The organism is Cryomorpha ignava (genome assembly GCF_010686655.1).
Classification (GTDB): domain Bacteria; phylum Bacteroidota; class Bacteroidia; order Flavobacteriales_D; family Cryomorphaceae; genus Cryomorpha; species Cryomorpha ignava.
Genome location: NZ_JAAGVY010000031.1, coordinates 46616 through 59960, shown reverse-complemented (window position 1 = coordinate 59960; position 13345 = coordinate 46616). Strand labels below are relative to the sequence as shown.

Here is a 13345-nt window from a genome sequence, read left to right as displayed (position 1 = left end):
TTCCGCAGGGTGGATACCACTGCGGAGCGGGTATTGATTCACAAAAATACCATTCATATAACAGTTCTTGCTCCTTTTCCTATTATCATATTACCCATGAAATTCCGCAGGGTGGATACCACTGCGGAGCGGGTATTGATTCACAAAAATACCATTCATATAACAGTTCTTGCTCCTTTTCCTATTATCATATTACCCATGAAATTCCGCAGGGTGGATACCACTGCGGAGCGGGTATTGATTCACAAAAATACCATTCATATAACAGTTCTTACTCCTTTTCCTATTATCGTATTACCCATGAAATTCCGCAGGGTGGATACCACTTACATACCACTCCCAATGGTCGACGGAGCGTCTAAAAGTCAACAAGGCTTAACTTATTAACCTGACTCTTTAGTAGTTTAATACCTTCTCTGCAATTTCTTTCAATCGTGAATTTGCCAAAAATTCTTTTTCAAGTGCTCCGACAAATGGCACCGGGGTGTCCATACTTGCACAGCGCATAACCGGTGCATCGAGGTCTTCAAAGCAGTTTTCGGTAATCAAAGCCGAAAGCTCACCTCCCAAACCTCCAAACATGGTATCTTCATGTAGAATTAAAGCGCGACCTGTTTTGCGAACCGAAGCAAAAATAGCTTCTTCATCCAGAGGAACTAAAGTTCGCAAATCGATGACTTCTATAGACTTATCAGGCATTTCATCGGCTAAAGCCATAGCCCAGTGCACCCCCATACCATACGTAATTATTGAAAGCTCATTTCCTTCGCGCACTGTTGCTGCTTTTCCAAATGGAATGGTGTAATAGCCCGCAGGCACATCGCCTTTAAGGCTGCGGTAAAGTGCCTTGTGCTCAAAATACATCACAGGATTCGGGTCTTCAAACGCCGTTAATAAAAGTCCTTTGGCATCAGCAGGAAAAGCCGGATACACCACTTTTAATCCGGGGACATGCGTAAACCAGGCTTCATTGCTCTGCGAGTGATATGGGCCAGCCTGTACCCCTGCACCTGTGGGCATACGCACTACTACATCGGCATTTTGCTCCCAGCGGTAATGGGCTTTCGCCAAATTATTCACAATTTGGTTGAACCCTTCGGTTACAAAATCGGCAAATTGCATCTCTACCATAGCTTTGTGTCCTTTAATAGAAAGTCCAAGGCCAGTACCTACTATAGCAGCTTCGCAAAGTGGGGTATTTCGTACGCGATCCTTTCCAAACTCTTCAACAAAGCCTTCGGTAATTTTAAAAACACCACCGTAGTCGGCAATATCCTGCCCCATCAAAACCAAATTTGGATGTCGTCGCATGGCTTCCTTCAATCCATCAGCAATAGCATCGATTAAGCGCATCTCTGTTTTTTCGCCTGAAGGCTTAGTTTCGGCATAGTCAAATGGTGCATAAACATCGCCCAGTTCTGTGGCATCGCTTTGCTCGATATTCTCTTCGGCGTAAGCCTTTTTAAGACCATCGTTAATCTCTGCTTTGATCTCTTCCTTATATGAACTGATCTCCTCTTCAGTAAGTACATCTTCAGCAAGTAAAAACCGTTCAAAATTCTCTACCGGGTCTTTCTTGCCCCAAAAGTCCATAATATCTTGTGGCACATACTTCGTTCCCGAAGCCTCTTCATGACCGCGCATTCTAAAAGTAAGGCACTCTACCAAAACGGGACGTGGATTTTCGCGCATACTCTTTGCCAGATCTCGAAATTTGGTGTAAACTTCAACAATATTATTCCCGGCTATCTGGAGGGTTTCCATTCCATAACCTATACCCTTATCGATAAATTGCTTACATTTAAACTGTTCTGATGAAGGGGTTGAAAGTCCGTAGCCGTTGTTTTCAACAATAAACATTACCGGCAGATTCCATACGGCTGCAACGTTTAAACTTTCGTGAAAATCGCCTTCGCTCGCTCCACCATCTCCGGTAAATACGGCTGTAACTCCCTTCTCTTTGCCGAGCAATTGTGCCAGAGCTATACCATCTGCCACACCCATCTGTGGGCCAAGGTGTGATATCATACCCACTATTCGCGCTTCTTTTATGCCAAAGTGAAAAGAACGGTCTCTACCTTTGGTATAGCCATTCATTTTACCCTGAAACTGCGAAAACAATCTATCTAAAGGCAGTTTTCGCGACGTAAAAACACCGAGATTTCGATGCATTGGCAATATGTACTCGTCGTCGTTCAAAGCTAATGTAAGGCCTACACTAATGGCTTCCTGACCTATTCCCGAAAACCATTTAGAGATTTTGCCTTGCCGGAGCTGGCTGAGCATTTTTTCTTCAATCATCCTGGGTTTTAGAAGATTGTAATAAATATGTTTTAATTCCTTATCAGTAAGGTCTTTGCGTTCAAAATCTGTTTGTTTCTTCTCAGCAGTAATCATAGAAAAAATATTTAATCAAATGTAGATAAAAACATGGCCTAAATGAAAAAATCCCTGCGACAAGCGCAGGGATTTTAAACATTGATATGGTTATAATCGCTATTCGATTATTAATTTTTGATTTCCTTGTACTGCGCCATTCACGATAGTTTTGAGAATGTAAACTCCGGTTGCAACTTTTTGGTCAAGATTTACTTTTCCGTTAAAAGTCATTCCGTTATTTCCAAAGCGCTCGCTTTGCATTAGTCTACCATTCATATCGTAGATTTCTACTATAATGTTCTGTTGTGCTTCTTTCATATCAGAAATTACAACAACAATGTCATTGTTTGCAGAAACCGGATTTGGATAAACCGTTAGATCAGAATTATCAAGAATTCCCGCATCAACATTATTAGCAGAAGGGCTTGCAGTAGTTGTAGAGATTGGTCTTTCTACCAAAGCTGCAATTGTTATTTCGCAAGCTGTAGAATAGTCGCCAACAAGTCCACCTGCCGCTGCTTTTACAGTAACGCTATAGGTATCTCCCGGCAATAAACCCGGAACGGCACTAAATATGATTACGCGAGTAGGATTGACTTTTTCGATAACGGGAAGTAACGGTTGAGAAAGATTTTCAAAACGGAAAGTAAATGCCGTTGCCGAACACACCGGAAAAGCTTGTGTCCACTGACCAAGGCTCACTGTAGATCCGCATGCCAGGAAGGCAGGATTTAAAGAGGTGTTTGAAACAGCACCGGCCATATTAATGGTTCGTTCAATACTCGTAGTAGTCTCTACACCGCCATTTGTAACATATACATTCACAGCATAAGAAGTTCCCAGTTCGAGTCCATTCACGTTTTGCAATGGCAAGAAATAGTTACTTGAATTTGAATTGTACTCAAGAACATTTGTTCCATCATCAAAAGTCCATCTATAATTGGATGTTCCGCTTACCGGAACTGCTTTCACGATATCGCATAATTGAAAGAATCCATTGTCATACGATGGTTGCAGCGCTGAACCAACCGGATCTGAAAGAGAGATGGTACAGGCAGGACCGTAATCACCTATATTTGGTCCCTGATACATTACCGCTTTAATTCTTACCGAGTACGAACGACCATATTGGTAATCAGCAAACCAATAGATTCTAAACTGCGGGTTTCCTCCGTTTGGAGAATTTACTTCATAGACATTGAAAGGAGCCTCAAGTTCAGTAAACTCCCATATAAATCCGCTTGTTAAAAAGTTAGGATTTGGGGTTGTAGATCTGATAATGCTGGTTGACACCAATCCTGTAGCTCCGCAATCTGAAGGGCGCAATTGAACTGTAGGGATGTGGGCAATTGCCGTTTGGAATGCAGTTGTAGCCGGCGCACCAGCACCCGCGTGATATACGCGATATACGTACTCTTGGCCTGGTGTAAGACCAGTAACCCAGAACAATTCTCTCAAACCTTCGGCTGCCTCATTTGTGCAAGCAAGTTGAGCTTGTCCGCAACCTTCAAATACTTCAACCGCAGGATCGAAACCGGCACCACCTTGCACACGGAAATAGGTAACTGTACCCACGGCTGTAAACTTAAAGTAGAGGTCGGGATTATTTCCCGGACCTGCACACTGTGTCGCTCCAGAGAATGGAACTCCGGAAAGATCGGCACCAATTTCTGATGCTGCAAATGTAGTTTGAGACACAAGTTCAACTGCAGCTTCACAAGGTGGAAGGCCTTCGCAGCTTACTGTATAATTCCATGGAGTTCCAAGACCAAGGCTACCATCCTGACAGCTACCACCGGCATCTGAAAGAACTCTCAAATAAATGCTTCCGCTTGTGGCAGTTCTAATAAGACCGGCTAAGTTTCCACCGTTAGACCCATTGTAAAGAATTGGAGCATTATTGTCAACACCATCTTTAATAATAATTCGATCTTCAGGACTTTGAATCAATCCAGAATTGAAGGTAATTGTAAGAGGCGATCCATCAGGAGAGCTGTACAAGAATGCATTGTTATCAAAATTCCCATAACAGTAATTTACTATCTTATCAATTCCACATGAAATTTCATTTTCACATGTCAGACCAAGATCTGATAGGTTAAAAACAACATTACATGTTGCATCTTCTGCATGTCCCAAAGTAATAGCTACTGTCTGTCCAAGATCGAAGGGACCCACTACTTGTGGGCCAGTTGCTGTTATTCCTGTTATAGCCGGTGCACCTCCATTGTTGGTAAGGGTTACCTCTGTTGCATCTCCCAGGCTGGTTACATTCATAGTAATCTGATACTCATTGTTTCCAAGGCACTGACGCGTAAATGTGGCTGTGGGAGATGTACAGGTAGGGGTACCACTTGCACAAATCTCGAATGGAGTAGCCTGATTGCCACCTACATCCCATAATTGAATATACCTTATAGCGCCGGGAGCACCTGTAAGCGTACTCGCAGGATAGAATCCAGAACCTGAATCTTCGTCACAACCGATAAGTGATAGTGAACCACAGGCACCTGAATATACGGCCATATTGATATCCATCAAAAGACTTGATGTACCGGGAATAAACCGTGAGTTAATATATACCTCACCAGAGGCAGGTAATACAACAGAATACCAAAGATCGTTACCTGCAAAACCGGTACAGCTTGCACCAAACGGTATTTGCCCGCTGTTTGTAAGGCCAGCAGTAGATGCTGTTTGATATACACAGCTATTCACGTTTACCGTAAGCGGAATAGCTGTATTGCAGGAATTACCGGTTTGCGCATTTACCTGTGCGGTAATGCCGATAAGGAATAGTGTGACTAAAAGATAAAATGATTTGTATAAGTGTTTCATACTTGAATGGAGTTTTTTAATTTCATGTCAAATTTAAGCATTTTCAACTATCAATACCAATGTTTTATCGAAAGGATTATTTTTTTGCGCTGTTTTCGGGAAAACGCCCTTCTTTTACTGGGGTTTAAAATAAAAAAATCCCTGAAAATTCAGGGATTTCAATCTCAATATTCAATCGTATTTGAGGCGTTTTTAGTTCTCAATAATCACCCCTGTCGCTTCAAAATTCACTCCAACTTCCGGTTCGTTTATAGCGGCAATTTCTGATTCAGATTTGCCTCCATCTTCTGCCAAGTGGCGCAAGTCGGCCACCGAAATAGTATCAGGAAAAGCATAGCCATCAATAATCACTTTCTTTCCATTCACGCCTTCTTTTGGAACAAAAAAGCCGTAATCTTTAAATCTCACACGCATCTCTTCTCCGTTTTCCATATCTAAAGTCATCCAACAACCTTTTTTCTGGCAGGTTTCTTTAATGGTAGCACGAAGTTTTACCTTCAAACTATCCTTACCATCCATTTGTGCTAGAAAGTCTTTAGGCTCAAGGGCACCATTGGCTGTAACTGTAGAGTCGCCATAAACGGTCATTTCAGGCTCGGTAACTACAACATCTACATCTTCATTTAATACTTCGGGGTTGCTCTCACCACCACACGCTGTTAAAGCAAGAATAGAAATTGCAAAAAGGAATTTTCGTATCATTTTATTTTTTTTTGCAAATGTAAATAAAAACCATTTACTGGTTTTATTTATAGACGGGTAATTCTAAATTCGGTTCTTCGATTTTTTGCCCTGTTGATTTCAGAGTCATTAGCTACAACTGGTTTAGTCTCTCCATATCCTTTAAAAATCATTCTGCCGCCATCTACTCCTGCTGCCTGCAAATATCCAAAGACTTCAAAGGCGCGGTCGGTACTTAAAACAATGTTCTTTACCGGGTCGCCAACATTGTCGGTATGCCCGCCGACCTCTATTTTTAAGGTTTTGTTTTCATTCAAATAATCTGCAAATTCATCCAACACGCGTTTTGACTCTTCATTGAGTTCAGACGAACCCGTTTTAAAGCGAATATCATTTATTCTGTACGTTTTACCTTCTGTGATTTTATCGATAGCCATATCTATCGTTTGCACCGTATTTGCCGTATCGGCAAGCGTAAAAACACGGGTATTGAAAGCCAGCTCTTCGGTATTGCTTTTTACAGATACAACTACATCTTCTTCTTTCTTGAGGTTAATAACAGCTGCGTATGTTCCATCGTGTTTATTTACATCCACTTCACGCACTTCTTTGCTCTTTGTGTATTTAAGCTCAATCCGGGCTTCAGCTATAATTTCTCCATCCGCATTTCGAGCTTCTCCTTTTATTAAAAGTACTTTTTCGGGGCGCGCTTTTTGGGGCACTTCAAATGCAAAAATATCTAGTCCCCGAGCCGATTGCACGTTCGAGGAAGCAAAATATGCTCGTTTTCCATCGGTACTCACCACCAGGCCGTGTTCGTCTTGAGTAGAATTTATTGGATATCCCAAATTCTTCGGCTTCGACCAAGAACCATCAACTGCCTGCTTGCAAAAGAAAATGTCATATCCACCGGCTCCTATTCTCCCATTACTGGAAAAGTAAAGTGTGCGACTATCAACGTGTAGAAAAGGACTCTTATCATTACCACCGGTGTTTATTTCACCACCTATCGATTTAGCAGGTGACCAGGTTCCATCCCCATTTCGTTTAGTGTAGTATATATCAATCGTCGGATTTCCGTCCTTGTCGGGAGTTGAATTTTCTCTAACAGAAGCGAAGTATAACTCATTTCCGTCAGCAGATAATGTAGGCTGCGCTTCCCAACCATCTTCCGTATTTACATTGGAGCCTAAGTTTTCTAAGCCCGACCAATTATATGTGACCTTTCCGTCAGCTTCAACTTTCCGCTCATAGGAGGTAACATAAATATCGCAATTCTTATAACTCGATGTAACTGGTTTACATACTGTAACAAACATTTCACGGTTATCGAGCGATATGCTCACACCTCCGTAATTGTCGCCTATGTTGAATGGCGGCGGCAAAGGTTGTGGATTTTGAAAATCACTTCCGTCTGCATTGACAGCAGCTTGCATAAAACTTTCTACCTCGCGTGCGTAGAGATCACCCTTGGCTTTTACCATTTCTTTACGCGTAAAAAATATCAATTCATTATCTGGAGAAAGCATAGGCAAATACTCATCGGCAGCCGTATTAATTCCATTTAATCTAATTGGGTTAAAGGGTACAGGATTCGCATAAAATTCTACATAAAACCTAATCTCGGGAAGCACCGTGGCGACATCTTGTTCCTTGACTTCATAATCGCGCGATGACTTGCCTAACTCTTTATCAAATGTTAAAAATGACTCGAAATATTCCAGAGCCATTTCGTAATCCTGATTTCCATATGAGATAATTCCTGCATAGTAGAATGCATCTGAGTGAAAAACAGGGCATTGTTTTATCACCTTATCAAAATTGCCAAGTGCCGCGGCATAACCTTGATTGCGATTTGTTGCGATCTGATATTGAATCCGCGCCAGTCCAAAACGGCACGAGAGGCATTCATCATCCTCTTCTACCGCTTCTCTAAGCATTGATTCTATTTCGTCGGGAGTATGTTTTTCGGCACTATAAACCTTATCTAAAATTTTTTGTGCCTTTTTAGATTGGGTTGGCTCACAATTCTGCTGTGCGTCAGCATTTGCACAAGCAAAGAACAGAACCATAAAAATGACAATATTGCGGATTTTTATATCCATATTTATTTTCTACTCTTTCCTTAATTTATCGGCTTCGGCTCTGGCTTTGGACATTATATCATTCGCCTCTTTATCGGCATCACCCTCCAGTTTCGATGCTGCATTTTCGGCTTGTTTTCTTACCTGATCAGCAGCAATTTTGGCTCCTTGTTTTGCGAGCGGATTAGAGGCGTCGTCCACTAATTTTTTCGCTTGCTTATCGGCTTCGGTGCGCAGGTTGTCGGCGGCACGTTTGGCTTCAGTTTTTATTTTATCGGCTTGTTTTTGGGCTTCCGCCAATATTTTATCGGCCTGCTTTATAGCTTCTTCTCTCGCTTTTTCTTTCCCCTCATCTATCTTTTCGTTTACAACTTCTTTAATAGCTTCTTTAGCTTGATCTTTTACATTTTCGCCGTCCATCCCGCCAAAAGAAGGCGATATTTCCGGATCTGCAATATCACCATGAATGCGCACATCTACTTTAATGTTTTTGCCTAAACTCATGTTGCCACCCAGGAATGTATTGGCTTGCGACAGCAATCCTTCAGCCATTTTATTAAAATCGCCACCCAGTTCTTCGCGCGGAATATTCATTGCCATGTTGTAATCCATCGTAGCGTCAAAACTTGTATAGCCTGACACAACTGCATCGATTTTGTCAATTTTCACATCAAATGGATCGGTGGTAATCTTTCCGTTTTCTATAACGAAACTGGCATTAATATCCTGCACATTCTGTTTAGCCAGCTTAGGCGATTTAAGCGTTTCAGAGAGTTTCTTCAAAAATTTTCCACCTTCAAGCACCACCTGGTCTGAACTCACCGTACCACGTCCGTTCATGGTTTCATATACGGGGGTAAAGTCGGCCGTTAAATCTGTTTTAATCGATAAGGTAGAAGATATTTTTCCAGATGCATACTTGGCAATCGGTGCATATTTTTCTACTGTTGTAAACGCTTTGGCTGTTTGAGCAATATCAATATTCTGTAGATCATATGAAAAGTCAGCCACAGGAACTGCGTGATTTTGGGTACTGTAAGATCCGTTCATTTTGGCCGATCCATCCAGCAAGTTAAAAAGTAAGTCGCTGAGCGAAACGGTTTCATTTTTAATAATCATCGCACCACGCATATTACTGATTATCAAATCATCGTACTTTATCTCACCAATTTCTGTATTCAGCGTTATATCCAGATTATCAGGCACTAAGACCGGATCGCCCGGTGCAGCTGTGGTATCCGCTTCCGCAGATTCTTCTGTGGCCGCTTCATCGCCCATCAATTTATTGGCATCAATTTTATCAGCTTTGAAATTAAATACACCTTGCAAAGTAGTATCAGTTAAGGCATAGGCCACATAATTGTTCATATAGCCATCCAGCGACATATTGATGCCTTCATAAATTACTTTCAGGGTTTCGAGGGTTAATTGCTGCGGACTAAAAGTCATTCTCGCTTCAGGAATTTCGGCTTTTACATCCGTATCCGCGTAAGCGAAATTTGCCAGAGCAGCATTACCCGAAGCCTTGAAATTGTCAAATTGCTGGCTTTCGATAGCGCTTAAAGCACCTTTCAATTCAAAGTGTGCATTGAGTATTCCCGCAAGGTTAAAATCACCATCCATTGGAATAACATCTTTAAAGCTGCCCAGATTGAGATCGGCATCAACCTTTGTATCAATTAGTGGGTCGGTCATCGGATTGCGCAAGCTAAGTCGCGCATCTATCGTATTTGGATCATTTGCCGATTTTCCAATTTCCATATGGAACTTAGGTACATCAATAGTCATTTTATCCATATCGTTTCCTTCCGGCGATTTAATATCAGCCAGAATCTGTATGTTCTCGATGCTTCGCGGCAAATCTGGGTATTGCACGCTTCCGTTTTCTACGCCAAGATTAAGACCAAACCCAGGCATTGACTTATCGTTGTAAACGCCTTTTACAAATCCGCTAAGCGATATTTTTCCATCTGCTTTTACGTTGTCGATTTCCTGAGCAAACTCCGCCGGTATAAGCGAAAGCAAGGTTTTAAGATCATTTTTCTTCGCATCGAAAGTAATGTCCATATCGATATCATCGGCAGGCATGGCAAGCCAACCATCAAAACCAAGCGCCAATTGATTTATACGAAGTTCATTTTCCATAAATGTAAACTTCATATTAGGCAAATCCATGGCTATGTCGGCATCCAAATCTGCGGAAGCACCAGCAACGTAGCGCACACCGTCGTAATCTACAACAGCATTGTCAATATGTGTCTTTGTGTAAAGCGTAAAAACTTCTTCTGCAAAATTACCCTTACCTGAATGGTTCAGGCCTTGCATTACCATAACCATAGGCAGCGTAGCGTCGCTGTAAACAATGTTTCCATCATTGATTTCATACTGATCAATTTTGAGATTTACCGAGCTACCGACTTCTTCGGCGGGTGCATCCGCTTCTTCAGATTCGATAGCTATGTCGTAATTTGCGGCACCATTTTCGAGCACCAAAATATTTATATTGGGCTTGTTGAGTTGTATTTTTTTGATTTGAATCTCGTCTCCCTTTATCACGCTCATAATGTCGAGTGTAAGATTAAGCGCATCTATATAAGCGAGCGTATCGCCTGCAAAAGGCTCCACACCTATCACGCTCAAGTCATCAATGCTAACCGATAGATTGGGGAAATTTCGGATTAGCGAAAGATCAACATCCGAGAAATTGACCTCAGCTTTGAGATTCTTATTAGCTTCATTTTTAACTAGTTCCACTATTTTGCCCTTAAAAACAAATGGCAGAATGAGTAGCAATAAAAAAATGACAACAACTATAATTCCTATAATCTTTAAAGCCTTTTTCATAAGTAATTTTTATTTCTGGTAATTTAATTCACCTTCAGTTTTTGCAATTATGGTTGATACTGTGGCATCGCCTGTAACGTTTACAACGGTTCTACACATATCTAAAATACGGTCAACGGGAAAAATTATTGCAATACACAGCGGATTTAATCCCACGCTTTGGAGTACAATTATAAGCATTACCAAGCCCGCACTCGGCACCGCCGCCGAGCCTATAGAGGCAAGGGTGGCTGTGAGTACAATGGTAAGCTGCTGGGCAAAATCAAGATCTACACCGTGAAGCTGGGCTAGAAAAACCACAGCAACTGCCTGATAAAGACTTGTACCATCCATATTTACCGTAGCACCGATTGGCAATACAAAGCTCGTAATATTTCGGGATACACCCATGTTTTCTTCTACGCACTCCATGGTAACGGGGAGGGTGGCAGCGCTTGAACTGGTTGAGAAAGCCAAAAATTGAGCAGGACTAAGGCGTTTAAAAAATTCGCGATACGTAAGTGGCTTTACAACTGCTTTCGCAACCAGCGGATAGAAAATAAAAATCATAAAGAAAAGGCCGGCAAGCACGGTAAGGGAGTACGTGCCGAGACCCTTAAAGATTTCAAAAACCTCGGCGGGCGTATCTGCCATTTGCGAAAGCACCCCAGCCATAAGCGCAAAAACGAAAAATGGGGCGGCCCTCATTACGATGTCAACCATCTTGAGAAACACTTCGTTGCCTCCGCGAATAAAGCTTTTTAGCGAGCTCACATTTTCTTCGGGTATAAGCGCGATGCAAATCCCAAAAAATATGGCAAAGAAAATTACCTGAAGCATAAGGCTATTGTCGCCAATAGAGAAAATAATATTCTCGGGAACCATATCAACCAAAAACTGTAGAGGACCTTCATCTTTTGCCTTCTTAGCCGTTTCAAGCTTCGTTTTGGCATTGGGATCCTTGCTCAAATCTGATGCTGCCTGCTGTGCTTCAGTTAAATATTCTGCATATTGTGGATCCCCGGTAAAAAATTGACCGTCTTTAATGGCAACTTCTTCTTCCATGGCCCAGGCTTCATACGAAAGTCTGTTTTTTATACGCGTATCCTGATCAACAAACTCACCGGGTTTTACCACATTAACGAGAAGCAAACCTACTGAAATTGCCATTACTGTGGTAACCAGATATATGGCAAGCGTTTTAGCGCCCATTCTACCCAATTTTGACATATCTTTTAAATCGCCTATACCGGCAATAATGGAGAAGAGTACCAGCGGAACAGCAATAAATTTCAGCATCCGTATAAAGATGACGCCAAAGGGGTTTATCCAATTTCGGGTGAAGTCGTTCCAGCCCAGATAGCTGGCCGCAAAAGCCCAACCTATACCGAGTACAAGACCGATAATGATTTTCCAATGCAGTGCGAGTTTCTTCATACTTTGGTAGATCTATTAATCAAGGAATGATCTGCAATGACCAGTGCGGCCATGGCCTCTACGATGGGCACCGCACGCGGCACGACGCATGGATCATGCCTTCCTTCAATTTTAATATTTGTTTCTTCTCCTTTATTATTCACTGTATCTTGGCTTTTGCCAATGCTCGCCACGGGTTTGAACGCTATGCGAAACACAATGTTCATTCCGTTTGAGATTCCTCCTTGTACACCGCCGCTATAATTTGTTTTTGTAATAGTTTTAGAGCCTGACTTTACAAACGAATCATTGTGCTCGCTTCCGCGCATTTTTGCTGCTGCAAAACCGCTTCCTATTTCAAATCCTTTTACAGCATTGATACTCAGCATGGCCTTGCCGAGATTGGCGTGAAGCTTGTCAAAAACGGGCTCACCGAGTCCGGCAGGAACATTTTCTATTATGCAAGTTATTATTCCTCCCAAAGAATCACCTGAATCACGCGCTTCCTCAATGAGCTTGCGCATTTGCGAAGCCACAATTGGGTCGGGACAGCGAATTTCATTTTCGGGAGCAGATAGATCCAGATTTTCAATACCTTCGCTTAGCTCGGCTTCGGCAATACAGCTTACGAAGGCTTTTATTTTGATTTCAGATAATGCTAAAAACTGCTTTGCAACGGCACCTGCAGCAACGCGTACAGCAGTTTCGCGCGCGCTTGAACGTCCACCGCCTCGGTAATCGCGGTGACCGTACTTGGCATCGTAAGCAAAATCGGCGTGGCTTGGGCGGTACACGTCTTTTATTGCAGAATAGTCTTTCGAAATCTGATCTTTATTCGGAATTTGAAAGGCAATCGGTGTTCCGGTTGTTTTTCCTTCAAAGATTCCACTTAAAAATGTAACTGTGTCGCTTTCAGACCGCTGCGTAGTTATATCAGACTGGCCGGGTCGGCGGCGATCGAGCTCTTTCTGGATTTTTTCTAAATCGAGATTAAGACCAGCCGGGCAACCGTCAATGATGCCGCCAATGGCCGTGCCATGCGATTCGCCATAGGTTGAGAGCTGAAAGATTTTTCCAAAAGTATTTCCGGCCATGAGGCCAAAGATAATAGCAAGAATAAGATT

Annotated in this window: 8 protein-coding genes; 1 reads left to right on the top strand and 7 read right to left on the bottom strand. The window is 42.2% G+C overall.

All coding sequences use genetic code 11. From position 1 onward, the window contains the following. The coding region (locus G3O08_RS14605; RefSeq protein ID WP_163286126.1) for a hypothetical protein at nt 1-387 on the top strand (387 nt) is incomplete at its 5' end. A 9-nt stretch (nt 388-396) separates the two neighbouring features. Here the strand turns inward: G3O08_RS14605 and G3O08_RS14600 are convergent. The 7 genes from G3O08_RS14600 to aroC form a co-directional block, all read right to left on the bottom strand. Then, entirely contained in the window at nt 397-2397 is a 2001-nt protein-coding gene (locus G3O08_RS14600) for an alpha-ketoacid dehydrogenase subunit alpha/beta (protein ID WP_163286125.1), read from the bottom strand. Between the two features lie 99 nt (nt 2398-2496). Next, nucleotides 2497-5217 (bottom strand): T9SS type A sorting domain-containing protein, encoded by a 2721-nt coding sequence (locus G3O08_RS14595; RefSeq protein ID WP_163286124.1) that lies wholly within the window; start codon nt 5215-5217, stop codon nt 2497-2499. 192 nt (nt 5218-5409) lie between these two features. Next, nucleotides 5410-5919: a DUF4920 domain-containing protein gene (locus G3O08_RS14590; protein ID WP_163286123.1), complete on the bottom strand. Its 510-nt coding sequence runs from the start codon at nt 5917-5919 to the stop codon at nt 5410-5412. 47 nt (nt 5920-5966) lie between these two features. Continuing rightward, nucleotides 5967-8003: an OmpA family protein gene (locus tag G3O08_RS14585; RefSeq protein WP_163286122.1), complete on the bottom strand. Its 2037-nt coding sequence runs from the start codon at nt 8001-8003 to the stop codon at nt 5967-5969. 9 nt (nt 8004-8012) lie between these two features. Continuing rightward, complete coding sequence (locus G3O08_RS14580; RefSeq protein ID WP_163286121.1) at nt 8013-10826, bottom strand: AsmA family protein; 2814 nt, start codon at nt 10824-10826, stop codon at nt 8013-8015. A 9-nt stretch (nt 10827-10835) separates the two neighbouring features. Continuing rightward, nucleotides 10836-12242: a dicarboxylate/amino acid:cation symporter gene (locus G3O08_RS14575; protein WP_163286120.1), complete on the bottom strand. Its 1407-nt coding sequence runs from the start codon at nt 12240-12242 to the stop codon at nt 10836-10838. After that, nucleotides 12239-13315: a chorismate synthase gene (gene aroC, locus G3O08_RS14570; protein WP_163286119.1), complete on the bottom strand. Its 1077-nt coding sequence runs from the start codon at nt 13313-13315 to the stop codon at nt 12239-12241. The genes G3O08_RS14575 and aroC overlap by 4 nt, the downstream gene beginning before the upstream one ends. Nucleotides 13316-13345 lie beyond the last annotated feature (30 nt).

Bases quoted from the DNA above. Each gene is read 5' to 3' on its own strand.
- G3O08_RS14600 (WP_163286125.1), bottom strand. From the start codon at position 2,397: ATGATTACTGCTGAGAAGAAACAAACAGATTTTGAACGCAAAGACCTT.
- G3O08_RS14575 (WP_163286120.1), bottom strand. From the start codon at position 12,242: ATGAAGAAACTCGCACTGCATTGGAAAATCATTATCGGTCTTGTACTC.
- G3O08_RS14585 (WP_163286122.1), bottom strand. From the start codon at position 8,003: ATGGATATAAAAATCCGCAATATTGTCATTTTTATGGTTCTGTTCTTT.
- aroC (WP_163286119.1), bottom strand. From the start codon at position 13,315: ATGGCCGGAAATACTTTTGGAAAAATCTTTCAGCTCTCAACCTATGGC.
- G3O08_RS14590 (WP_163286123.1), bottom strand. From the start codon at position 5,919: ATGATACGAAAATTCCTTTTTGCAATTTCTATTCTTGCTTTAACAGCG.
- G3O08_RS14580 (WP_163286121.1), bottom strand. From the start codon at position 10,826: ATGAAAAAGGCTTTAAAGATTATAGGAATTATAGTTGTTGTCATTTTT.
- G3O08_RS14595 (WP_163286124.1), bottom strand. From the start codon at position 5,217: ATGAAACACTTATACAAATCATTTTATCTTTTAGTCACACTATTCCTT.